Source organism: Curvibacter sp. GW821-FHT01G03 (genome assembly GCF_059422285.1).
The window spans coordinates 63,890-86,348 of sequence record NZ_JBWKWP010000004.1 but is presented as its reverse complement, the minus strand read 5'-3'; the positions used below and the strand labels follow the sequence as shown (position 1 = coordinate 86,348).

At 62.4% G+C, this 22,459-nt stretch carries 19 protein-coding genes and 1 tRNA gene; 14 read left to right on the top strand and 6 right to left on the bottom strand.

All coding sequences use genetic code 11. The features are described from left to right. Window positions 1-11 precede the first annotated feature (11 nt). The gene (locus AC07VS_RS06365; RefSeq protein WP_494657389.1) at window positions 12-503 is read left to right on the top strand and encodes a VOC family protein; all 492 of its coding nucleotides are present in this window, start codon (window positions 12-14) and stop codon (window positions 501-503) included. Window positions 504-815: 312 nt separating this feature from the next. Next, window positions 816-3,113 (top strand): methyl-accepting chemotaxis protein, encoded by a 2,298-nt coding sequence (locus AC07VS_RS06360; RefSeq protein WP_494750481.1) that lies wholly within the window; start codon window positions 816-818, stop codon window positions 3,111-3,113. Window positions 3,114-3,132: 19 nt separating this feature from the next. Here the strand turns inward: AC07VS_RS06360 and rsxB are convergent, their stop codons facing one another. Together rsxB and AC07VS_RS06350 are read right to left on the bottom strand one after the other, a co-directional pair. After that, entirely contained in the window at window positions 3,133-3,804 is a 672-nt protein-coding gene (gene rsxB / locus AC07VS_RS06355; protein ID WP_494750480.1) for an electron transport complex subunit RsxB, read from the bottom strand. A gap of 7 nt (window positions 3,805-3,811) precedes the next feature. Further along, window positions 3,812-5,281 (bottom strand): polyhydroxyalkanoate depolymerase, encoded by a 1,470-nt coding sequence (locus AC07VS_RS06350; protein ID WP_492346500.1) that lies wholly within the window; start codon window positions 5,279-5,281, stop codon window positions 3,812-3,814. A 252-nt stretch (window positions 5,282-5,533) separates the two neighbouring features. On the opposite strand from AC07VS_RS06350, the gene ygiD reads away from it, so the two are divergent. Further along, a complete protein-coding gene (gene ygiD, locus AC07VS_RS06345; protein ID WP_494750623.1) occupies window positions 5,534-6,334 on the top strand; it encodes a 4,5-DOPA-extradiol-dioxygenase in 801 nt (266 codons plus the stop codon). A gap of 80 nt (window positions 6,335-6,414) precedes the next feature. Here ygiD and AC07VS_RS06340 read toward each other — a convergent pair whose 3' ends face one another. After that, window positions 6,415-7,611, bottom strand: coding sequence for an amino acid aminotransferase (locus tag AC07VS_RS06340; protein ID WP_494657393.1), 1,197 nt, complete (start codon window positions 7,609-7,611; stop codon window positions 6,415-6,417). 147 nt (window positions 7,612-7,758) lie between these two features. Between AC07VS_RS06340 and uvrB the strand changes: the two genes are divergently transcribed. From uvrB to AC07VS_RS06285, 11 genes are all read left to right on the top strand, one after another. Further along, the gene (gene uvrB / locus AC07VS_RS06335; RefSeq protein ID WP_494750479.1) at window positions 7,759-9,882 is read left to right on the top strand and encodes an excinuclease ABC subunit UvrB; all 2,124 of its coding nucleotides are present in this window, start codon (window positions 7,759-7,761) and stop codon (window positions 9,880-9,882) included. 302 nt (window positions 9,883-10,184) lie between these two features. Next, entirely contained in the window at window positions 10,185-10,721 is a 537-nt protein-coding gene (gene iscR, locus AC07VS_RS06330; protein WP_492346505.1) for a Fe-S cluster assembly transcriptional regulator IscR, read from the top strand. Between the two features lie 92 nt (window positions 10,722-10,813). Then, on the top strand, window positions 10,814-12,034 hold the full coding sequence (locus AC07VS_RS06325) for an IscS subfamily cysteine desulfurase (RefSeq protein ID WP_492346506.1): 1,221 nt from the start codon (window positions 10,814-10,816) through the stop codon (window positions 12,032-12,034). Window positions 12,035-12,067: 33 nt separating this feature from the next. Then, entirely contained in the window at window positions 12,068-12,454 is a 387-nt protein-coding gene (iscU, locus tag AC07VS_RS06320) for a Fe-S cluster assembly scaffold IscU (protein ID WP_492346507.1), read from the top strand. Between the two features lie 3 nt (window positions 12,455-12,457). Continuing rightward, window positions 12,458-12,781 carry an iron-sulfur cluster assembly protein IscA gene (iscA, locus tag AC07VS_RS06315; protein ID WP_492346508.1) on the top strand — a complete coding sequence of 108 codons (324 nt, stop codon included), beginning with the start codon at window positions 12,458-12,460 and terminating at the stop codon, window positions 12,779-12,781. An 87-nt stretch (window positions 12,782-12,868) separates the two neighbouring features. Beyond that, window positions 12,869-13,387, top strand: coding sequence for a Fe-S protein assembly co-chaperone HscB (gene hscB / locus AC07VS_RS06310; protein ID WP_492346509.1), 519 nt, complete (start codon window positions 12,869-12,871; stop codon window positions 13,385-13,387). A 54-nt stretch (window positions 13,388-13,441) separates the two neighbouring features. Continuing rightward, entirely contained in the window at window positions 13,442-15,304 is a 1,863-nt protein-coding gene (gene hscA / locus AC07VS_RS06305; protein WP_494750478.1) for a Fe-S protein assembly chaperone HscA, read from the top strand. A 52-nt stretch (window positions 15,305-15,356) separates the two neighbouring features. Next, window positions 15,357-15,695: an ISC system 2Fe-2S type ferredoxin gene (fdx, locus tag AC07VS_RS06300; RefSeq protein ID WP_492346511.1), complete on the top strand. Its 339-nt coding sequence runs from the start codon at window positions 15,357-15,359 to the stop codon at window positions 15,693-15,695. Further along, window positions 15,695-16,405 carry a DNA polymerase III subunit epsilon gene (gene dnaQ / locus AC07VS_RS06295; RefSeq protein ID WP_494750477.1) on the top strand — a complete coding sequence of 237 codons (711 nt, stop codon included), beginning with the start codon at window positions 15,695-15,697 and terminating at the stop codon, window positions 16,403-16,405. The genes fdx and dnaQ overlap by 1 nt, the downstream gene beginning before the upstream one ends. 76 nt (window positions 16,406-16,481) lie before the next feature. After that, window positions 16,482-16,556 (top strand) — tRNA-Val (locus tag AC07VS_RS06290). Window positions 16,557-16,811: 255 nt separating this feature from the next. Further along, a complete protein-coding gene (locus AC07VS_RS06285) occupies window positions 16,812-20,669 on the top strand; it encodes a PAS domain-containing sensor histidine kinase (RefSeq protein ID WP_494750476.1) in 3,858 nt (1,285 codons plus the stop codon). On the opposite strand, the gene AC07VS_RS06280 is transcribed toward AC07VS_RS06285, so the two are convergent. From AC07VS_RS06280 to AC07VS_RS06270, 3 genes are all read right to left on the bottom strand, one after another. Continuing rightward, the gene (locus tag AC07VS_RS06280) at window positions 20,653-21,225 is read right to left on the bottom strand and encodes a DUF2242 domain-containing protein (protein ID WP_494657398.1); all 573 of its coding nucleotides are present in this window, start codon (window positions 21,223-21,225) and stop codon (window positions 20,653-20,655) included. The two genes, AC07VS_RS06285 and AC07VS_RS06280, sit on opposite strands and share 17 nt — an antisense overlap. Window positions 21,226-21,336: 111 nt before the next feature. Further along, on the bottom strand, window positions 21,337-21,930 hold the full coding sequence (locus AC07VS_RS06275) for a putative pterin-binding protein (RefSeq protein WP_494750475.1): 594 nt from the start codon (window positions 21,928-21,930) through the stop codon (window positions 21,337-21,339). Between the two features lie 84 nt (window positions 21,931-22,014). Then, entirely contained in the window at window positions 22,015-22,356 is a 342-nt protein-coding gene (locus tag AC07VS_RS06270) for an ArsR/SmtB family transcription factor (protein ID WP_492346668.1), read from the bottom strand. Window positions 22,357-22,459 lie beyond the last annotated feature (103 nt).

Genomic DNA, 22,459 nt, shown 5'->3' with positions numbered 1-22,459 from the left:
GAGCCCGTGCCATGACCCTGAACCGACCCTTCAAAGTGCTGGGCATCCAGCAGATCGCCATCGGCGGACCCGACAAGACCCGGCTGCAAAAGCTTTGGGTGGACATGCTGGGCCTGACCCTGACAGGCACCTTCAAAAGCGAGCGTGAGAACGTGGATGAAGACATCTGCGCCATCGGCGAGGGTCCGTTCAAGGTTGAGGTCGACCTGATGCAGCCCATGGATCCGGACAAGAAACCCGCCGTTCACGCCACACCGTTGAACCACGTGGGTCTGTGGATCGATGACCTGCCGGTGGCCGTGGAATGGTTGAGCGCCCATGGTGTGCGCTTCGCCCCCGGCGGCATCCGCCGCGGTGCTGCCGGCTTTGACATCACCTTCCTCCACCCCAAGGGCAACGACGAGTTTCCGATCTCGGGTGAGGGCGTGTTGATCGAGTTGGTGCAAGCCCCACCGGAGGTGGTGAAGGCCTTTGCGGCGTTGGCCGCATCGCCGTCGGTCTGAGCTTCACTCGATTCGTCGACCCCCCCCCCCTGAAGCCACCTGCTTGATGCAGGTGGCTTTTTTTCATCGATCTTGCAGTGAAATCCACCCAAATCATTGCAATTGGCATTAAATAGGTGATAAAAAAGAGCGAAAAATCACTTGCGATTCGCATATCACTTGAAAAATGCGGGTTTTTCCTGAGGCTGTGAATCACCTTCTGTCAGTTTGGGCACAGACTGAAGATTCAAAATCGCTGCAACAAAATACCGTGACGCTTAGGGGACACATGCCATGAAAACGCTTTCTATTTGGGGACCCGGTGTCGCCTTGATGTCCCGCATGCGCTTGCCGGCCAAGTTGCTGCTGCTCTCCGCCATGCTGCTGGTCCCGTTGTTGTTGGTGTGTCTGCAACTGCTGCAGCGTTTTCATGAGGACATTGAGTTCATTCAGAGTGAGCAGGCCGGCGTGCAGGTGCTGGCACCCGTGGCGCGGCTGGTGGCTTTGACACAGACCCACCGGGGGCAGATGAACATCCTGCTGTCTGGCAATGCGTCGATTGCGCCAGCGCTGGAACAGAGTGCGCAAGGCCTGAAGCAAGGCATGGCCGAGGTGGAGACGGCGGTGCAAGGGCAGGGCGGTTTGAACATGAACGCCACCTGGAGCCGCATTCGGCCCCGCCTGGAGCAATTGCCACAGCTGCGTCAGGGGGCCGCGGCGGCCAGCTTTGCCGAGCATTCGGCCCTGATCGATGAATTGCGCCGGATGGCCTATGAGACGGCCGAACACTCCGGCCTGCTGTTCGACCCTGATCCGGTGACCTACCTGCTGATCGACATGAGTGTGTCGCGCATCATCCCCTGGACGGAGCGCCTGGGCCTGGTGCGCGGCACCGGCGCTGGCTTGCTGACACAGGCTCAACCCACCGCCCTGAGCATTGGACGCCTTCATGTGCTGCTCGACAACCTGGGGGGCGAACTGCGTGATGTGGAATTTGCCTTGCAGACCCTGCAGCAACGCCAGGCAGACCTGGGGTCGGCGGCCAATACCTTGGCCAGCAGCAATGACTTTCTGCGCCTGGCCCGCCAGGCCTTTCCGGTCAGCGGGGATGTGGCTGAGCCACGCCTGCCGCCCAGCGACTTTTTCGCCAGTGGTACCAAGGCGATCGGTGACGCCCAGGCCCTGAGCAACAAGGTGTTGGGCAGTATTGACGACCTGCTTCAAAAGCGGGCAAGCACCCTCGTTTTGCAGCGCAACACGGCACTGGGGGTCACGGTGCTGGGCATCGCCCTGCTGCTGTACCTGCTGATGTCCTTCTACCGCAGTTTTGTTCTGAGCTTCCGCGCCATGATTGCGGTGATGCACCAACTGGCTGAGGGTGATTTGCAGATTCACCTGGCTGTCAACGGGCGTGATGAACTGGGCGAGCTGGCCGACTTGTTGCGTGCCATGTCACACACCCTGTCGGGCATGGTGGCTGATGTGCGCAGCAATTCGGCCCTGGTGTCCCATGCCGGGGGCAGTCTGGCCGTGAGCAGCAAGGACTTGTCAGATCGCACCGAGCAGCAGGCCGCCAACCTGGAGCAGACTGCAGCCAGCGTCGAAGAACTGGCCAGCACGGTCGAGCACAACGCAGGCATTGCACAACAAGCCAACGCCCGTGCGGCCCAGGTGCGTGACGACGCCGAGGCAGGGGCGTCTGCGATGTCCCGTGCGGTGGCCTCAGTCGAGGGCATGCAGCAAAGCGCCCACAAGATGAGCGAAATCATCGGTGTGATCGACAGCTTGGCCTTTCAGACCAACATCCTCGCGCTCAATGCGGCCGTGGAGGCGGCCCGTGCGGGTGAGCAAGGCAGGGGCTTTGCCGTGGTGGCTGCCGAGGTGCGCTCGTTGGCCCAGCGCTCAGCCGCATCGGCGCGTGAGATCCGTCAACTGATCAGCGCTTCCTCGGAGCAGGTGGAGGGCAGTGTTGCGCTGATCCGTGCCGCAGGTACCAGCATCGGCAGCATCACCGAAGGCATTCGATCGGTGGCCAGCAGCATGGCTGAGATTTCATCCTTGAGTACTGAGCAGAGCGCCAGCCTGAGCGAGATCACGCTGGCCATCCAGCAACTTGACCAGATCACCCAGCGCAATGCACAAATGGTGGAGTCGTCGGTGCAGGAGACGTCTTTGCTGGAGCACCGCGCTGCCACCTTGTCGGCATCGGTGGCCTCTTTTGCCTTGCAGCAGGGCACGGCCGAAGAGGCGCAGGCCTTGGTGCAGCGCGCAGTCAAGTTGGGCCAGGGGATGTCAGCAGAGCAGTTGATGCGCCAGATCACCGATCCGGCTCAGCCTTTCCATGACCGGGACATGTATGTGTTTGTGCTGGACGAGTCGGGGGCTTACCGGGCGTTTGGCGGCAATCCAGCCAAGGTGGGCAGCAATGTCAAGGACATCCCAGGCATCCAGGGCGAGGTGCTGCTGAACAACATCATCGACCGTGCCAGGGTGGCGCCGGGCTGGGTCGAATACGACATCACCAATCCGGCCACAGGGCGCATGCAGACCAAGATGTCTTTTGTGCAGGCCTTGTCTCAGCCTGGTCTGTACATCGGGTGCGGGGTTTACAAGTCATTGGCCGCCGCCTGAGCGTGGCGGCGCCTGGGGCTCATTCTTCGCCGTTGCTGCCTGGGCTGCGGCGGGCTCGGGCCTTTTGCAGGGCGGCTTCGATCAAGGCGCGTTTGCGCTCCAGTTGGGTCGGATCGCTCAGGCGCGAGTGGGCGCTGATGTCCTGAAGCTTGGCCTGGGCTTCGGCCTGCAAACGGGCATCGTTTTCAGCTTGCTCGCGGGCCTGCCGAGCCTGATGCTGGCGGTAGCGTTGCACGGCAATTTGCGCCTCGGCTTCTGACCAGGCGGCCCAGCCGGTGCGTTCGCCGCTGGCTACCTCCAACTCAATGCAATCGACCGGGCAGACCGGGATGCACAGCTCGCAGCCGGTGCACCAGGGCTCGATCACGGTGTGCATCTGCTTGTTGCTGCCCAGAATGGCGTCGGTGGGGCAGGCTTTCAAGCACAGGGTGCAGCCAATGCACCAGGCCTCGTCGATGAATGCCACGGTGCGCGGCCCCTCTGCGCCGTGCTCCGGGCTCAGGGGAACCCATGGCCGAGCGGTGATGGCCGCCAGCCGGGCAACGCCTTCTGCGCCACCGGGCGGGCATTGATTGATGCCAGCATCGCCCTTGGCCACTGCCGTGGCGTAGGCTTCGCAATCAGGGTAGCCGCAGCGGGTGCACTGGGTCTGGGGCAGCGCCGCATGCAGGCGCGAAATCAGATCCTGCACCGCGCGCTCAAGCCTTGGCTGAAGGGCCGCGGGCGGCCTTGGTGGACGAGGGCTTGGCACTCGCCTTGGCGCTGCTGGCGGTCTTGGCGCGGGCTGTGGGCTTGCCAAGTGTCTCCGCCACGGCCTTGGCGGGTGCGGTGGCCTTGACGGGCGTGCTGGGCACGACGGCCTTGCCGGCAGCTTCTGCCGTCGCGCGGCCACCAGACGCCGCAGTGGCCTGGTGGTCCAGGATGAAGCGCTTCACGGTGGGGTACACCACCTCGCGCCAGCGGCGGCCACTGAAGATGCCGTAATGGCCTGCGCCCTTGGCTTCCAGGTGCTTGCGGTGACCGGCCTCAATGCCGCTGCACAGATCGTGGGCGGCAGCGGTCTGGCCGGAGCCCGAGATATCGTCCAGTTCGCCTTCAACGGTCAGCAGGCCGGTGTTGCGGATGTCTTGTGGACGCACGCGCTCGACCACGCCTTTCTCGCTGCGCACATCCCAGGTGCCCTTGACCAGCTTGAAGTCCTGGAACACGGTCTGGATGGTTTCCAGGTAGTAATCCGCATCCATGTCGAGCACCGCGTTGTACTCGTCATAGAACTTGCGATGGGCCTCGACACTGGCGTCGTCGCCCTTGATCAGGTCCTTGAAGTAGTCGTAGTGGCTGGTGGCGTGGCGGTCCGGGTTCATGGCCACAAAGCCCGTGTGCTGCAGAAAGCCCGGGTAGACGCGACGGCCAGCCCCAGGGAAGTTGTGAGGCACGCGGTAGATCACATTGTTCTCAAACCACTCGAAGCTCTTGTTGGTGGCGAGGTTGTTGACCGACGTGGGCGACTTGCTGGCGTCAATCGGGCCACCCATCATGGTCATCGACAGCGGGAGCTGTTCCTTGCGCGAAGCCATCAGCGACACGGCCGCCAGCACCGGTACGGTGGGCTGGCACACGCTGATCACATGGCAGTTGCCATAGGTGGCCTGCAGGTGGCGAATGAACTCCTGCACGTAATTGATGTAGTCGTCGAGATGGAATTCACCTTCGCTCATGGGCACCAGGCGAGCATTCTTCCAGTCGGTGATGTAGACCTTGTGGTCTTTCAGCATGGTGCGCACGGTGTCGCGCAGCAAGGTGGCGTAGTGGCCCGAAAGCGGTGCCACAATCAACACCACGGGCTGGCCCTTGAGCTTGGTCAGCGTCGCCGGATCATCCGAGAAGCGCTTGAAACGGCGCAACTCACAAAACGGCTTGTCGATCTCCACCCGCTCGTGAATGGCCACACCCACACCATCCACATCGACTGTGGTGATGCCGAACACCGGCTTTTCGTAATCCTTGCCCAGTCGGTACAGCAGGTCGTAGCCTGCAGACATGCGTTGCGCCATGGGGGCCTGGCTCAAGGGCGACAGCGGGTTGCTGTAGAGCTTGGAGGCAGCCTGGGCGAAATCGGCAAACGGCTCCATCATGGAGCGTTGAGTTTCATAGAGCTGATAAAGCATGGGGCGACCTGAGATCGTTATGTTGCACTGCAGCAAATATACCAGTGATCGGGTGGACTTGTCTGGAGTGAAAACACCAATATTGCGTCAAATTTCTTTGTAGGGAACTGTTTTGTGGGTGTTGAATCTGCTTCAGATGAACTCTTCGTTGAGCGCGCCATGAAGCGCAGATCCTGTTTGTCAGCCCTTGCCGGCGTCGGCGCTTTGGCGCCCGCCCTGTCTTGGTCGGCCCTGGCTTCGGCTTGGTCGGGCATGCCGCAGACGCCGCGCATGCCGGTGCTGTTTCTGGGCCATGGGAGCCCCATGAATGCCTTGGGGGACAACGCTTACAGTCGCGCCTGGGCCCAATTGGGGGCTGAGTTCGGGCGACGCTATCCGAAGCCGGCATTGATTCTTTGCATCTCAGCGCATTGGGTGACCGATGGCTTTTGGCTCACGGCCATGAGCCGGCCTCGCACGATCCACGACTTTGGTGGCTTTCCGCAGGCCTTGTTCGATCAGCAATACCCTGCGCCCGGCGCACCGGCCCTGGCCAAGGCCCTGCGCGATGGTATTTTGAAACCAGAGTTGCAACTTGATCAGGATCGCTGGGGTTTTGATCACGGCACATGGTCAGTGCTCAAACCCATGTTTCCGCGCGCGGACATCCCCGTGGTCCAACTGAGCATGGATGGCAGCCGGCCTGCGTCCGAGCATTTCGCCTTGGGACAGCAGTTGGGTGCTTTGCGCGAACGCGGGGTGCTGGTCGTGGGCAGTGGCAACGCGGTGCACAACCTGCGTGCCGCAAGGCGGGATACCCCGAGCACCCAGGCCTACGATTGGGCACATCAGTTCGATGGCTGGGTGCAGGGCCATCTGCAGCGGGGCGAGCTGGAGGCATTGGTCGATTTCCAGGGGCAGGGCGAGGTGGCCCGCCTGGCGCATCCGACGCATGAGCATTATTGGCCCCTGCTCTACGCTGCAGGGGCGGCCAGGCGCACTGAAATGCCCCGCATGTTCAATGCCGATTTCCAGTCGGCCTCGATTTCGATGCGCTCAGTTGTCTGGGGCTGATCCAGCAATAAAAAAACCGCCCATGGGCGGTTGATGTGAATCGGGCAGGGGCAAGCCTTGCCCCTGAGGATTCAGAGAACTCAGGCCACCTTGGCAATCGCCTGGCAGACGTAGTCGATGTTCTTGCTGTTGAGCGCGGCCACGCACATGCGGCCGGTGTCGGTGCCGTACACGCCGAATTCGCTGCGCAGGCGCACCATCTGGTCCTTGTTCAGGCCGGAGTAGCTGAACATGCCGATCTGGGTGGTGATGAAGCTCATGTCCTGCTGCACGCCGGCAGCCTTCAGGCCGTCCACCAGCTTTTGACGCATAGCCTTGATGCGAACGCGCATCTCGCCAAGTTCCTGCTCCCACAGGGCGCGCAGTTCGGGGTTGCCCAGCACGGCGGCCACCACAGCGCCGCCGTGAATGGGCGGGTTGGAATAGTTGGTGCGGATCACGATCTTGAGTTGCGACAGCACGCGCGAAGCTTCTTCCTTGTCGGCGCACAGCACCGACAAGGCGCCCACGCGCTCGCCGTACAGGCTGAAGCTCTTGGAGAACGAGGTGGACACAAAGAAGCTCAGGCCGGCAGCCACGAACTTGCCGATCACGGCGCCGTCTTCAGCAATGCCGTGGCCAAAGCCCTGGTAGGCCATGTCCAGGAAGGGGGTCAGGTTTTTGGCCTTGACGACAGCGATCACTTGATCCCATTGGGCGGCAGTGATGTCGTAACCCGTGGGGTTGTGGCAGCAGGCGTGCAGGACCACGATGGTGCCCGGGGCGGCAGCATTCAATGAGGCCAGCATGCCTTCAAAGTTCACGCCACGCTTTTCGGCGTCGTAATAGGCATAAGACTCGACCGTGAAGCCGGCGTTGGTGAACAGCGCGCGGTGGTTTTCCCAACTGGGGTCGGAGATCAGCACCTTGGCGTCGGGGCTGACCTTCTTCAGGAAGTCGGCGCCGATCTTCAGGCCGCCCGTGCCGCCGATGCCTTGCACCGTGGCCACGCGGCCCGAGGTGACAGGCTCGCTGTCGGCGCCGAACACCAGGCTCTTCACGGCTGCGTCATAGGCGGCGATGCCGTCGATGGGCAGGTAACCGCGGGCGGATGGCTTTTCCATCATGGCCTTTTCGGCTGCCTGCACGCACTGCAGCAGGGGCAGCTTGCCGTTGTCATCGAAATAGACGCCCACGCCGAGGTTGACCTTGTTGGGGTTGGTGTCGGCTGCGAATTGCTCGTTGAGGCCCAGGATCGGATCGCGAGGAGCCATCTCGACGGCTGTGAAGAGAGACATGGAGGAAGTCCTTGAGAGGTTGTCAGTAGCGTCAATCGGCCGCCTCGGTTAGGCTGGCGGATTGGCTTGAATTTTAGCCGCAGGCCGTCACCTGAGTTACCTGAGGCGGCATGGCGGCTGTCACATCGGCCCTTTTACCTACTAAACATGTCCATGTCCGAACCTTCCGAAGTTGATTGCCCTGAGGCCTCCACCGAGCGTCAAGGTCAGTTCGTCACCTTCCCTGGCTCGCCCTTCGAGCTCTTCCAACCCTACCCGCCAGCGGGTGATCAGCCGACCGCCATCAACCAGTTGGTTGACGGCGTGCTCGATGGCGAGGTGTTCCAGACCTTGCTGGGGGTGACCGGGTCTGGCAAGACCTTCACCATGGCCAATGTGATCGCCCGTCTGGGGCGTCCGGCCATCGTGTTTGCGCCCAACAAGACCCTGGCGGCGCAGTTGTACAGCGAGTTCCGTGAGTTCTTTCCGAAGAACGCTGTGGAGTACTTCGTCAGCTACTACGACTACTACCAGCCTGAGGCCTATGTGCCGCAGCGCGACCTGTTCATCGAGAAAGACTCGGCCATCAACGAGCACATCGAGCAGATGCGCTTGTCTTGCACCAAAAGCATCATTGAGCGTCGTGATGTGGTGATCGTGGCCACGGTGTCGGCCATTTATGGCATTGGCGAGCCTGAAAGTTATCACCGGATGGTGATGACGCTGCGTGTGGGCGACAAGCTGGGGCAGCGCGACATCATTGCGCAACTGATCCGCATGCAGTACCAGCGCAACGAGATGGAGTTTTCGCGCGGCAAGTTCCGTGTGCGTGGCGGCACCATCGACATCTTTCCCGCCGAGCACAGCGAGCTGGCCATCCGCATCGAGTTGTTCGATGACGAGATCGAGACCCTTCAGTTGTTCGATCCCTTGACCGGGCGCATCCGCCAGAAGATTCCGCGCTTCACGGTCTACCCTTCCAGCCACTACGTGACTCCGCGGGACCGGGTGCTGGCAGCAGTGGAAACCATCAAGGAAGAGTTGTCCGCCCGCCTCAAAGAGCTGGTGGGCATGGGCAAGCTGGTGGAGGCGCAGCGGCTGGAGCAGCGCACCCGTTTCGATCTGGAGATGCTCAGCGAAGTGGGGCATTGCAAGGGCATCGAAAACTACACCAGGCATCTGTCGGGCGCCGCGCCGGGCGAGCCGCCCTCCACACTGACCGACTACCTGCCCAAGGACGCCATCATGTTCCTGGACGAAAGCCATGTGCTGATCGGGCAGTTGGGCGGCATGTACAACGGCGACCGGGCCCGCAAAACCACGCTGGTCGAGTATGGCTTTCGCCTGCCGTCGGCCCTGGACAACCGCCCGCTGAAGTTCGAAGAGTTCGAAAAGCGCATGCGCCAGATCATCTTTGTGTCCGCCACCCCGGCCAACTACGAGATTGAGCATGCTGGTCAAGTGGTCGAGCAGGTGGTGCGCCCGACCGGCCTGGTTGATCCCGTGGTGGAGGTGCGCCCCGCCACCCATCAGGTGGATGATGTGTTGCAGGAGATCCGCATCCGGGTCGACAAGAATGAACGGGTGCTGATCACCACCCTCACCAAGCGCATGGCCGAGCAGTTGACCGATTACCTGTCGGACAACGGCGTCAAGGTGCGCTACTTGCACAGCGATGTGGATACCGTGGAGCGGGTTGAGATCCTGCGGGATCTGCGCCTGGGTGTGTTCGATGTGCTGGTGGGCATCAACCTGCTGCGCGAGGGCCTGGACATCCCCGAGGTGTCCCTTGTGGCCATTCTGGATGCCGATAAGGAGGGTTTTCTGCGTGCCGAGCGTTCTCTGATCCAGACCATTGGCCGGGCTGCCCGCAACCTGAATGGGCGTGCCATCCTGTATGCGGACCGCATCACCGAGTCCATGCGCAAAGCGATGGGTGAGACCGAGCGCCGGCGCCTCAAACAGATCGCCTACAACGAGGAGCATGGCATCACGCCGCGCAGCATTGTCAAGCAGGTGCGAGACCTGATCGACGGCGTTTACAGCGAAAAAAGTGGACGCGAAGCCGAGAAGCTTGAGCAGTCTGCCCTGCAGAAGGCCCGTGTCGAGGAGATGGGCGAGAAGGACATCGCGCGCGAAATCAAGCGGCTCGAGAAAGAGATGCTGGAGCACGCCCGCAACCTCGAGTTCGAAAAGGCGGCCCAGGCGCGAGACCAGTTGGCCTTGCTCCGGGAGCGGGCTTTCGGTGCCGCAGGCACCGACAACGTGGTGGTTTTGCCTCTGCGAAAGTAACTGGAACTCAATCGGGGCAAGGCCGTTCAAACATCAAGCCAGGCCTTCCAATTGGGCTAACAAACCGATGGTCAGACACTCGATTTGTTTGTACTATCGACCCAATTGATTGAATTGTGACTGCTTGGTATTTTTACCTGACTGTTTAATTTGGCCTTAGTGATATACTTGACGCAAACAGTCAAGAACCCAGAACGATGAAGGGCCGGCCCCAAGAGCCGGATAACGGGGTGAGGACGGAGCCTGCGGCACACCGCTGCAAGGCATTTGAAACAAGACCAAGCCTGATGAAGGAGCTTGATATGCGTCTCACAACCAAAGGCCGCTTTGCGGTGACCGCGATGATCGACCTGGCATTGCGCCAGAACAATGGCCCGGTCACCCTGGCTGCCATCAGCCAGCGCCAGCAGATTTCGCTGTCCTACTTGGAACAGTTGTTCGGCAAGCTGCGCCGGCATGAACTGGTCGAGTCCACCCGCGGGCCTGGCGGTGGCTACACCCTGGGTCGCAAGGCGTCTGACATCACCGTGGCCGACATCATCGTGTCGGTCGACGAACCCATTGACGCCACCCAATGCGGTGGCAAGGAAAACTGCCTGGGCGAAGCGGGCCGTTGCATGACGCACGAGTTGTGGTCGGCCCTGAACCAGCGCATGGTTGAGTTTCTCGATTCGGTCACGCTGCAGAAGCTGGTCGAAGAGCAGATTGCCAAGGGTGTGCAGGTCGAGGACAAGCCTGTGCTGCGCCGTGCCATTTCGAGCACGCCGGTGGTCAAGCCCATTCGCGTCAACGCGCCGAATTCGGTGTTTGCCTTGGGCAACGTCTTCGCCAAATCGTGATGTTTTGAACGCCGGCGCGCTCTGCGGGCGCCGCCGGTTTACCCGATTGCTGTTGCTATTCAGCAAGCAAGCCAGTTTTGATAGAGCCAGCCATGGACATGACCCCTCATTTCCCCATTTACCTTGACTACGGTGCTACCACGCCCGTCGACCCCCGTGTTGTCGATGCGATGATCCCGTGGTTGCGTGAGCATTTTGGCAATGCCGCCTCGCGCAGCCATGCCTGGGGTTGGGAAGCCGAAGAAGCGATCGAAAAGGCCCGCGGCCAGGTTGCCGACCTGATCGGTGCTGACCCGCGTGAAATCGTCTGGACCAGCGGTGCCACCGAATCCATCAACCTGGCCCTCAAGGGCGCAGCCCAGTTCTACAAGGGCAAGGGTAAGCACCTCATCACCCTGAAGACCGAACACAAGGCCGTGCTTGACACCATGCGCGAGTTGGAGCGCCAGGGCTTTGATGTGACCTACATGGATGTCCAGGAAGATGGTCTGCTGGACCTCGAGGCCCTCAAGGCAGCGATTCGTCCTGACACCATCCTGATCAGCGTCTTGTTCGTCAACAACGAGATCGGTGTCATCCAGGACATTCCGGCGATCGGCGCCCTGTGCCGCGAAAAAGGCATCTTGTTGCACGTTGATGCAGCCCAGGCCACAGGTCGTGTCGAGATCGACATGAACAAGTTGCCCATCGACCTGATGAGCATGACGGCCCACAAAACCTACGGCCCCAAGGGCGTCGGCGCGTTGTATGTGCGTCGCAAGCCCCGTGTCCGTCTTGAAGCCCAGATCCATGGCGGTGGCCATGAGCGCGGCATGCGTTCGGGTACCTTGCCCACCCACCAGATCGTCGGCATGGGCGAGGCTTTCCGCATCGCCAAGGCCGAGATGGCGGAAGGCAACGCCAAGGCCTACGCCCTGCAGCAACGCCTGCTCAACGGCCTGAAGGACATCGAACAGGTGTTCATCAATGGCAGCCTGGAGCACCGCGTGCCGCAGAACCTCAACATGAGCTTCAACTTTGTTGAAGGCGAGTCGTTGATCATGGGCATCAAAGGTCTGGCCGTGTCATCGGGTTCGGCCTGCACCTCTGCCAGCCTGGAGCCCAGCTATGTGTTGCGCGCCCTGGGTCGCAGTGACGAGTTGGCTCACAGCAGCCTGCGCATGACCATCGGCCGTTTCACGACCGAAGAAGAAATCGATTACGCCATCGGCACCATCCGCGAAAACGTCACCCGCCTGCGCGAGCTCAGCCCGCTGTGGGAGATGTACAAGGACGGCGTCGATCTGAGCACCATCCAATGGGCCGCGCACTGAGCGCACGCCCCATCAAGAACTGAGGACCTGGCCATGGCTTATTCTGAAAAAGTGGTAGACCACTACGAAAACCCGCGCAACGTGGGCTCTTTTGACAAGGGTGATGAATCGGTGGGCACCGGCATGGTGGGCGCACCGGCCTGCGGCGACGTGATGAAGCTGCAGATCAAGGTGAACCCGCAGACCGGCGTGATCGAAGATGCACGCTTCAAGACCTACGGTTGTGGCTCTGCCATCGCATCGAGCTCACTGGTCACCGAGTGGGTCAAGGGCAAGACGCTGGATGAGGCGGCTGCGCTTAAAAACAGCCAGATCGCCGAAGAACTGGCCCTGCCGCCTGTGAAGATCCACTGCTCCATCCTGGCTGAAGACGCCATCAAGGCTGCAGTGAGCGACTACCGACAAAAGCACACGCAGTAAACCATGGCTGTGACCCTGACTGAAGCGGCTGCCCGGCATGTGAGTCGATACCTGTCCCGACGGGGCAAGGGCATTGGCGTTCGGCTGGGCGTCAAGACCACCGGCTGCTCTGGCCTGGCTTACAAGCTGGAGTATGTCGACGACATGGCCCCTGAAGACATCGTCTTTGAAGGCCATGGCGTGAAGGTGCTGATCGACCCCAAGAGCCTGGCCTACATCGACGGCACCGAGCTCGACTTTGTGCGTGAGGGCCTCAACGAAGGTTTCCGCTTCAACAACCCCAACGAACGCGATCGTTGCGGCTGCGGCGAAAGCTTCCGGGTCTGACACCGGGCTGTGCCGGCCGGCATTGGCCGGCCTCTTGCTTGATGAAACCGCCTTCACCTGCGTGCTGGCGGTTTTTTACTGAATGCCATGAACCTGCAATCCAATGATTTCGAGTTGTTCGGCGTGCCCGAGCGCTTCGCCCAAGAGCGCGCTGCGCTCGATCAGCGCTGGAAAGACCTGCAGCGCGAGGCCCATCCCGACCGTTTTGCTGCGCAAGGTGGGGCGGCTCAACGAGTGGCCATGCAATGGTCGGTGCGCATCAATGAGGCCTACCAGCGCTTGAAAGACCCGCTGCGTCGCGCTGCCTACCTGTGCGAGTTGCGCGGCGCCCCCATCGAGGCGGAGAACAACACCGCCATGCCCGCCGCCTTCCTGATGCAGCAGATGGAGTGGCGTGAAGCGCTCGACGATGCGAGCAGCGCCGCTGCCCTGAATGGACTGGATGCGGAAGTGCGGGCTGCACGGGCCCAGGCCATCGAGGCCTGCCGCCGCCTGCTGGACGATGAACAGCAGTTTGCTGCTGCTGCCCAGCAGGTCAGAGCCCTCATGTTCATTGCGCGATTTGAGCGCGACATTGAGTCCCGGCTGGATCAACTGGGACAATAAGCGTTTGTCGCATTTGTGGCGTTTGCCACATTCCCCGAACCCGAAAAGAATTCCATGGCGCTTCTCCAGATTTCCGAGCCCGGTCAGTCTCCCGATCCCCACCAGCGTCGCATTGCCGTGGGCATCGACCTGGGCACCACCCATTCGCTGGTGGCCGCCATGCGCAATGGCGTGGCCGAATGCCTGCCCGATGCCCAGGGGCGGGTCATCTTGCCGTCGGCCGTCCGTTACCTGGACGGGGGAGGGCGCCAGATTGGTTTTGATGCGCTGCCGGCCCAGTCCACCGACCCCCGGAACACCATCGTCTCGGTGAAGCGCTTCATGGGGCGCGGCCTGAACGACCTCAAGGACGTCTCGCGCCTGCCCTACCAATTTGTGGGTGAGGCGGGGCAGGGCATGGTCAGCCTGCAGACGGTTGCCGGCGTCAAGTCGCCGGTCGAGATCAGCGCAGAAATCCTGGCCACCCTGCGCTACCGGGCAGAGGACAGCTTCAACGACGACCTGTATGGTGCCGTCATCACCGTGCCGGCCTATTTCGATGATGCCCAGCGCCAGGCCACCAAGGATGCGGCCCAGCTTGCCGGCATCAAGTTGCTGCGCCTGATCAACGAACCCACTGCCGCAGCCATCGCTTATGGCCTGGACAACGCCAGCGAGGGCATCTATGCCGTGTACGACCTGGGTGGCGGCACCTTTGACATCTCCATCCTGCGCCTGACCCGGGGCGTGTTCGAGGTGATTGCCACCGGGGGCGATTCGGCCCTGGGCGGGGATGACTACGATCAAGCCTTGGCCGCGTGGGTGCTGGCGCAGACCGGTGTCCAGACCGCCGACGTGCATGACCTGGCCCGCCTGAGGGTGGCAGCGCGGGCCTGCAAAGAGGCACTCACGCAGGCCGAAGCCGTCGATTTCGTGGCCGACCTGAGTACCGGCTCCTTGCGCCAGGCGGTGCGCCGCAGTGATTTCCATGTCGCAACCGAGGCCTTGACCGCCCGCACCCTCGCAGCGGTGCGAAAAGCCTTGCGTGATGCACAACTTGAGCGTGACGAGGTGCAGGGGGTGGTCATGGTCGGGGGCTCCACCCGCATGCCCCAGGTGCAGCAGGCCGTGCACGATTACTTTGGCAAGGCCCCGCTCAACAACCTCAACCCCGACGAGGTGGTGGCCCTGGGGGCCGCCGTCCAGGCCAACCAACTGGCCGGCAATGATCACAGCGGTGATTTGTTGCTGCTCGATGTGATTCCGCTGTCGCTGGGGCTGGAGACCATGGGCGGGTTGGTGGAGCGCATCGTGCCGCGCAACCAGACCATTCCGACCGCGATGGCGCAAGACTTCACCACCTACCAGGATGGCCAGACCGCCCTGGCCTTGCATGTGGTGCAGGGTGAGCGCGATCTGGTTGCCGATTGCCGCAGTCTGGCGCGCTTTGAGTTGCGCGGCATTCCGCCGATGGCGGCAGGCGCTGCGCGCATCCGGGTCACCTTCACGGTGGACGCCGACGGCCTGCTGCAAGTGGCGGCTCGCGAGATGATCAGCGGTGTCGAGGCGGCGATCGAAGTCAAGCCGTCCTATGGTCTGTCCGATGAACAAATCGCCCGCATGCTGCAAGACAGCTTCAGCACCGCGCAGCAGGACATGCAGGCCCGTGCCCTGGCCGAAGCCCGTCTGGAGGCCGACCGCATGGTGCTGGCCACCCGCAGTGCCTTGAACGCCGATGGCGATCTGTTGTCAGACGCCGAGCGTGCCACCCTGGACAGCTTGATTGAAGCTGCCCTGGCGGCCAAGTTGCTGGAGGAGGCCAAGGCCATCGAAGCCGCCACCGAGGCCCTGGCCAAGGGCACCGAAGCCTTTGCGGCCAGCCGCATGAACAGGGGCATCCAGCAGGCCCTGGCTGGCCGCCAGGTCGACTCGCTCTGAGCCCCAGCCGGACGTCCGAAATCAAGGCCCAACCCTTTACCGATCCACCGCCATGCCCGTCATCAAAATCTTGCCCCACCCCGAGTACTGTCCCGAAGGCACCGAAATCAAGGTGGCCACCGGCACCAACATCTGTGAGGCACTGCTCGACAACGACATCCACATCGAGCATGCCTGCGACATGAGCTGCGCCTGCACCACCTGCCACGTGATCGTGCGCGAGGGCTTCAACTCACTCAACGAGCCTGAGGAAACCGAGGAAGACCTGCTGGACCGTGCCTGGGGCCTGGAGCCTCAGTCACGCCTCAGTTGCCAGGCCATCGTGGCCCGAGACAATCTGACGATTGAAATCCCCAAATACACGATCAACCACGCCAAAGAGAACCACTGATGTCGCGCCAGATCGTCTTTGACACCGAGACCACCGGCCTGTCCGCCGAGAACGGCGACCGGGTGATTGAAATCGGCTGTGTCGAGCTCGTCAACCGCAAGCTGACGGGCCGCAACCTGCATTACTACCTGAACCCCGAGCGGGACAGCCATGAGGATGCGTTGCGCATCCACGGCCTGACCACCGAGTTTCTGCGTGACAAACCCAAGTTCGCGGCGGTGGTCGACGAGTTCCTGGATTACATCCAGGGCTCCGAGCTGATCATCCACAACGCAGCCTTCGACGTCGGCTTCCTCAACAAAGAGCTGGAGCTGCTGGGCCGCCCTCCTTTGAAGAGTTATGTCTCGGGCGTGATCGACACCCTGGCCCTTGCCAAGGAGATGTACCCAGGCAAGCGCAATTCGCTGAATGGATTGTGTGAGCGTCTGGGGGTCGACAACACCGGTCGTACCCTGCACGGCGCCTTGCTCGATGCCGAGCTGCTGGCGGATGTGTACGTCTACATGACGCGAGGCCAGGATGCCTTGCTGATCGACGCCGGCTCCGAGGAGGAAACCCAGACCCAGATGGTGGCTTTCGATCTGAGCGGCATCGAGCTGCCGGTGCTGGACGCCAGCGAGCAAGAGCTGGCTGCGCACGCCGATGTCATGGCCCAGCTCGATAAATCGAGTGGCGGCAAAACAATTTGGCGAACTTTCGAAAAAAGCTAAAAAACTGTGCCATAATAGAGTTCTTGACGCGGTGAAGCACTAAACGATAAGTAAAGCGCAACACGATAAGCGGCAAGGGCGATTAGCTCAGCGGTAGAGCACTGCATTCACACTGCAGGGGTCACATGTTCGATCCATGTATCGCCCACCAACACTGCTGATTGCATGCCGATGCAGTCAGCGCAAAAACCCCGAAAGTCTAAACGACTTCTCGGGGTTTTTTGTTTTCTGCCTCATTTTCCTGCGCCGGCCCTGCATTCGGGTTGTGCCGGGCCCCTCAGGGGTCTTCGGCCACCTATCATCTGCTTGCCTGCCCTCAGACAGGTTGCGCCTGAGGGCCTGGGTTGCTGTCGGGCGGCTTTGTCTTCATGTGTTCGGGGCCGGGCCCCTCTCCTGGAACGGTGTAATGGCTCACGAAGAAGCTTTGATGTCCGATGCCGGTGCCGCCATGGCCTTGCTGCGCGCAGACTTGGCGGAGCGTCATTTGCGGCGCCTGGCCTGGCTGGTGTCCGGCAGCGCTCTGCTGATGGGCTTGAGTCAGTGGATTGCGCAAGTACCGTTGTCCTTGGCGGCGCCCGGCCTGCTGGCAGCCCTGTTGGGCGCCGTTGGCACGCTGTTGTGCTTGCGCGCCGCAGCCTGGCGTGCTGCAGCTTGGTGCCTATGGGTGGGGGTCATGGCGTGGATGGCGTGTGCCGCCGTGTTCACCGCGCTGGATCGCTCTTTGCTGGCCGGCGCCTACATCATGATCGGAGCCCTGAGTGGCTGGATGCTGGGCCGTCGGACCATGCTGGCGTCAATGCTGCTGTCCCTGGGGGCCATGCTGGCGTTCGAGCTGCAAGGCTTGGGCTCTTTTGCTGAGTTGCCCCTATTGACCTTGCAGCGCACCTTGTCCGGCTGGGTGCTTGCGTTTGGCCTGTGCGCCTATCTTTTCTACCAGGTGTTTCGCGATGGCGAACAGCAACTGATCGGTCTGGCCCTGGCCCGTCAACGCTACGAGGCGCGCAGCCGTCACTTCGAGAACATCGCCGAACACGTGCCCTCCATGCTCTCGCACTGGGGTCAGGACGGGCGCTGCCGGTGGGTCAACCAGCGCTATGCCAAGGCCCTGGGCCGGCATCCGACAGAGCTGGTGGGCTGCCGCATGCAAGATCTGTGGGATGCAGACATCTGCGACACGATGCGTCCCTTGATCGAGCGCGTGCTGCGTGGCGAGGACGTGCGTGAGGAAATCGTCGTGTCCTGGGGGGGCCAGTCACCCCGAACCATCCTGTTGCATCTGGTGCCCGAGCGTGCGGGTTCCCTCCCTCAGGCGGCAGGCGAGGGGGAGCCGGCTCAGGCCCCAGGCGCCGTGATCGGCTGGTTCGGCCAGATGCGCGACATCACGCGGCAGCATCGGCAGGCCCAACTGGTGCTTGAAAGCCGCCAACGCTGGCGGCTGGCCGTTGAAGTGGCCGGCCTGATCTATTGGGAGCTGGACCGTGCCACTGATCTGGTGCGCTGGGGCGCCGATGACGAGCAACCCCTGCGCATGAGCCACAGCCCGCTGGCCAGCCTGGTGTCGCCCTGGAATTGGTCTGAGTTCTCTCGCCAGTTCATCCACCCCGATGACCAGCCCGCCGTTGCACGGGCGGTCGAAGAGGCCTGGATCAGTGGTCTTCTGAACACCCAGTACCGCCTTCTTGCGCCCACGGGTGACCTTCAGTGGGCATTGGTCAGGGCCCAGGTTGTTCGTGACCCGGATGGGGCGCGCATGGTAGGCGTGTGGCAGAACATCACGGCTGCAGAGCTGGCGCGAGAGGCCCTGGTGCTCAGTGAAACCCGGCTGCAGGCCTTGTTGGACAACACGCCCGCGGTGGCCGTGCAACAGTACGACCTGCAAGGCCGTGTGCTGTATTGGAACAGTGCCTCCGAGCAGTTCTATGGGATCGCCAATCCCAAGGCCCTGGGGCAGACCCTGCCAGACCTGGTGCCGGGTTGGGCCGACGCCAGCTCGGCCGGCCGCGTCCAATGGCAGCAGGCTTTCCAGCAGCTGTGCCACGAAGGCCCGGCGCAGAGTTTTGAGTTGGGCATCACCACCCCCGACGGTGAGCCTCGCTGGCAGCTGTGTTCGCTGTTTCGCCTGCCCGAGTTCGATGGCCAGGTGCGTCTGGTGTGCATGGGCATCGACATCACCGAGCGGCATCGGGCCGAAGAAGCCTTGCGCGCGCTGCAGCAAGGCTTTGAATCGGCCTTCTATGGCAGCCCCACGCCGGCCCGCATTTTCTCCACCCTCGATTTCGGGCACACGCTGGCTTGCAACGACGCCCTGTGCCGCCTGGTGGGGCACTCCCGCGAGCAATTGCTCAGCCACAACATCCGTGACCTGAACCTGCATGCCGACACACCGGCGCGAGACCGCTTGCTGCAGCGCCTGCAACGCGAAGGGCGGATCGAAGGGCTTGAAATGGACCTGCGCCACCCTTCGGGTGAAGTTCGCACCGTGCTCACCTACATGCAGCCCGTGTCCTGGCAAGGGCGGGCGGCGTGGCAAAGCCAACTGGTGGACATCACCGAGCGCAAACGGGCCGAAGAAGAGCTGCGCAACAGCCGGCGCCTGCTGGAACGCGTGGTCGACGCCATCCCCATGGGCATCTTCGTCAAGGACACCGAGTCCAACTACCTGCTGGTCAACCAGTGGATGGCCAACTTCATGGGCAGCACCAAGCAACAATTGCTGCAGCACACCAATGCCCTGCCTGTGGCCCACCGGGTGCGCAGCAAATCACTCGACGACGATGATTGGGTCTATCAACACCGGCAGACCTTGGTGCAGCCTGAGGCTGAGCTGGCCGGACCCGATGGCGCCATGGTGCCCTTCCACAGCGTCAAGATCCCGTTGTTCGATGAGTCCGGCGAGCTCACCGGCCTGTTGGGGGTCAACCGCAGCATCGTCGAAGAAAAAATGGCCCAGGCCTCGCTGCAAGCCAGCGAGCGACGCCTGGCACTGCTGTTCCAGGATTCCCCGGCCGCCCTGGCCGTGATCGGCGACAGCGGGCTCTACCTCGACGTCAACCGCAGCTGGCTGCGCCTGTTTGGCTATGCGCCCGAACAGGTGGTCGGCCATGGTTCCACCGAGTTCGGTCTGTTTGTCTCGGCGCTGGACCGTGACCGTCTGTATGAAACCTTGCGCCGTGACGGCGCAGTTGACGAACTGGAGATTGCCCTTCGGCGCAGCAATGGCGAGGTCCTCGACTGTGTGGCCTCCGGCCGCACCCTCGATCTTGAAGGCCAGCGCAGCTACCTGTTCGGCATTGTGGACATCACCGACCAACGCCGAGCCCGTCAACAGATGGAGCAGATGAACCACCTTCTGGAGGCCGCGGTCACCCAACGCACCCAGGCCCTCACCCAAGCCAACCACGAGTTGACCGAGGCACTGGCTTCGCTGCACAGCACCCAGGACGAATTGCTGCGATCGGAAAAGCATGCGGCCCTGGGGCGCATGGTGGCTGGAGTGGCCCATGAGCTCAACACCCCGATCGGCAACAGTGTCTTGGTCGCCACCACGCTGCGCTCCGAGGTCGAGCAATTCGGGCGTGTGGCCAGCCAGGGGCTCACCCGAAGCGGCCTGGCCCTTCACGTCAGCCAGACCCACGACGCGGTGGGCATGCTGCTCAAGAACCTCAGCCGCGCCGCGGATCTGATTGCCACCTTCAAGCAGGTGGCGGCCGACCAGACCAGCCTGCAGCGGCGCCATTTCATGTTGGATGAGGTGGTGCGCGAGATCCTGCAAATGCACCAGCCCACGCTGCGCCGCGGCGGTCTGCAGGTGGTGGCCCAGGTGCCTGGCGATCTGCAGTTCGACAGCTACCCGGGGCCTTTGGGGCAGGTCTTGCTCAATCTGCTCAGCAATGCCATTGAGCATGCCTACGAAGACCGCCCCCCTGGGCAGGTGCAGATCCAGGCCTGGAGCCTGCCGCAGGGCCGGGTGCGCCTGGAGGTGCGCGACCAGGGGCGGGGCATGTCGGCCGACACCCTGCGGCGCATCTTCGATCCGTTCTACACCACCCGTCTGGGGCGGGGCGGCACCGGCCTGGGGCTGGCCATCTGCCAGACCCTGGTGACCCGTGTGCTGGGGGGCAACATCACCGTGCAAAGTGAGTTGGAGCAGGGCACCTGCTTCTGCATCGATCTGCCCTTGCACGCGCCGGTGGTCGGTACCCCGGGGCTCGCCGAACTGCCGGGGCAGGCCTTGCCGGCCGCGGGCTTCATCGCAGGTCCTTGACCTCGCGGCTCACCAGTCCAAAAAACCGGTCGTAAAACGTGGCCGCCAGGATCGTCTCCGAGCCCACCTTCACCATCGAGTCCTGGGTTGACGACAGCGGCAGTGAAATGGAGCCGATCGCGCTCACCCCCACGCTGGTGGCCGAGCTGCTTTTCTTCACCGCATAGCGGTCTTGTTGCGCCGTCACATAGGCGGTGGCGATGTTCTTGTCGCGTCCGTCTGGCACGCACACGATGGTGAAGGTGATCTCCAGATGGGTGTCGCCATCGGGCTGAAAGCTTTTCTGCCCATTGATGCTGGAAGGTTTGGCCTGGGTGATCACATAGCCCTGGCTCAACAAGGCGCGGCGAGCCGCTTCGCAGGTGGTCTCCGCACTGGCATCAAACAGGCGCGAGAAATTCTCGTTGGGCTGAAACTGCTCCGCCTGGTAGGCCGAGTGGCCCGGCGCAGGTTTGCTGCCGCTCAACAGGCTGCAGCCCGACAAGGCCAGCAGCAGGATCAGGGGCAGGGCGGCCCGGTGGGCCAGATGCACAGGCGGCAACGAAAACAGGGTCATGGGAACGATGAAGCCGACAGGTTGGAGGGCTGAGCCCCATCCGGCATTATTGCGCCATCCTGCCACCCATCTGCCCAGCGGGCGCTAAACCCAGCGCCCGCGAGCCGTCGTTCACGCAGGCTTGACGCCGATGTGGTAAAGGCCCCAAGGGCACTTGGCAAAGCCTTCGTTCAGCGGCTTGCCCTTGAGCGAAGGGATGTTTTCGGGGTCGTACACCGCCCATTGCGGTCCCAGCCCACCCAGGCCCATCGGCTTGCCATCCAGGTGGGTGGCCACGATCATCTGGCGGTCGCGGATCTCGGCCACCGTCAGCGTCACGTTGTAGCCGTCCACGGCCCGCAGTTCGATCGGGCGGTTGGCCTGCAAGGTCACACCGGCGGCTTCCAGCACCGTGGTCAGCAGCGGGCCGCTCAGCTCATGGGGTTTGCTGTCGTATTCCAGGCGGGGCCGGATGCTGATCGCTGGCAGCCGGGCCAGGCTGCTGGCGGTGAAGGTGGTGGCCTGTTTGAACTCGATGCCTTGCTTGGCCATCATCTGGTCCAACGCGTGGTCGAGGGCACCCCGGTTGGGCTTGCCCACCGCACCTGTCACGGTCAGCAGCACAGGCTCTGCGCTGGCCGCAGGCTGGGCCCGGGCCGGTGCGTTCAGGGTGCCGAGGGCCAGGCCGGTCAGGCCGGCCAGGGTCATGAAGTCTCTTTTTTCCATGGTGTTTCTCCGCGCCGCTTCGGGCGCGCACCATTTTGCCTGCCGTTGGTATCGGCTTCAATGTGACCCGGGGTGCACAGGGGCTCAATCGGCGTCGCGCGCGAACACGGTGTGTCGCTTCTGGGCCCGCTCGTATTGGCGCGCGATGCTGCCGCACACCAGATCGCACAGCTGGTAGACCGATTCATCCGCAATGCGGTAGTAAACGCTGGTGCCGCGCGCCTCGCGGCTGACCAGGCCGTGCTTGGTCAGGTGGCTCAGGTGGCGCGAGATGTTGGCCGGCGTGAAGCCGCAGGCCTGGGCCAGGTCGCCCACATTGTGCTCACCACCGCGCAGCAGGTTCAGCAGTTGCAAGCGGGTCGGTTCCGACAGCACCTGAAAGTAGGCGGCGACCTCTTCCAAGGCCTCTTGCGGCATGTTTTCCATCGTCAGTTCTTCCATGACCAGCAGCCGGCCATGGCGGCCAGCTTCACTGGTTTTGAATACTATCACTTGCTTATTTAACTGAATAGCTAAATAATGAATAAAG

Excerpts from the sequence above, each read along its gene's own strand:
- AC07VS_RS06365 (WP_494657389.1), top strand. The coding sequence starts at position 12 with ATGACCCTGAACCGACCCTTCAAAGTGCTGGGCATCCAGCAGATCGCC.
- AC07VS_RS06360 (WP_494750481.1), top strand. The coding sequence starts at position 816 with ATGTCCCGCATGCGCTTGCCGGCCAAGTTGCTGCTGCTCTCCGCCATG.
- AC07VS_RS06350 (WP_492346500.1), bottom strand. The coding sequence starts at position 5,281 with ATGCTTTATCAGCTCTATGAAACTCAACGCTCCATGATGGAGCCGTTT.
- ygiD (WP_494750623.1), top strand. The coding sequence starts at position 5,534 with ATGCCGCAGACGCCGCGCATGCCGGTGCTGTTTCTGGGCCATGGGAGC.
- AC07VS_RS06340 (WP_494657393.1), bottom strand. The coding sequence starts at position 7,611 with ATGTCTCTCTTCACAGCCGTCGAGATGGCTCCTCGCGATCCGATCCTG.
- uvrB (WP_494750479.1), top strand. The coding sequence starts at position 7,759 with ATGTCCATGTCCGAACCTTCCGAAGTTGATTGCCCTGAGGCCTCCACC.
- iscR (WP_492346505.1), top strand. The coding sequence starts at position 10,185 with ATGCGTCTCACAACCAAAGGCCGCTTTGCGGTGACCGCGATGATCGAC.
- AC07VS_RS06325 (WP_492346506.1), top strand. The coding sequence starts at position 10,814 with ATGGACATGACCCCTCATTTCCCCATTTACCTTGACTACGGTGCTACC.
- iscU (WP_492346507.1), top strand. The coding sequence starts at position 12,068 with ATGGCTTATTCTGAAAAAGTGGTAGACCACTACGAAAACCCGCGCAAC.
- iscA (WP_492346508.1), top strand. The coding sequence starts at position 12,458 with ATGGCTGTGACCCTGACTGAAGCGGCTGCCCGGCATGTGAGTCGATAC.
- hscB (WP_492346509.1), top strand. The coding sequence starts at position 12,869 with ATGAACCTGCAATCCAATGATTTCGAGTTGTTCGGCGTGCCCGAGCGC.
- hscA (WP_494750478.1), top strand. The coding sequence starts at position 13,442 with ATGGCGCTTCTCCAGATTTCCGAGCCCGGTCAGTCTCCCGATCCCCAC.
- fdx (WP_492346511.1), top strand. The coding sequence starts at position 15,357 with ATGCCCGTCATCAAAATCTTGCCCCACCCCGAGTACTGTCCCGAAGGC.
- dnaQ (WP_494750477.1), top strand. The coding sequence starts at position 15,695 with ATGTCGCGCCAGATCGTCTTTGACACCGAGACCACCGGCCTGTCCGCC.
- AC07VS_RS06285 (WP_494750476.1), top strand. The coding sequence starts at position 16,812 with ATGGCTCACGAAGAAGCTTTGATGTCCGATGCCGGTGCCGCCATGGCC.
- AC07VS_RS06280 (WP_494657398.1), bottom strand. The coding sequence starts at position 21,225 with ATGACCCTGTTTTCGTTGCCGCCTGTGCATCTGGCCCACCGGGCCGCC.
- AC07VS_RS06275 (WP_494750475.1), bottom strand. The coding sequence starts at position 21,930 with ATGGAAAAAAGAGACTTCATGACCCTGGCCGGCCTGACCGGCCTGGCC.
- AC07VS_RS06270 (WP_492346668.1), bottom strand. The coding sequence starts at position 22,356 with ATGGAAAACATGCCGCAAGAGGCCTTGGAAGAGGTCGCCGCCTACTTT.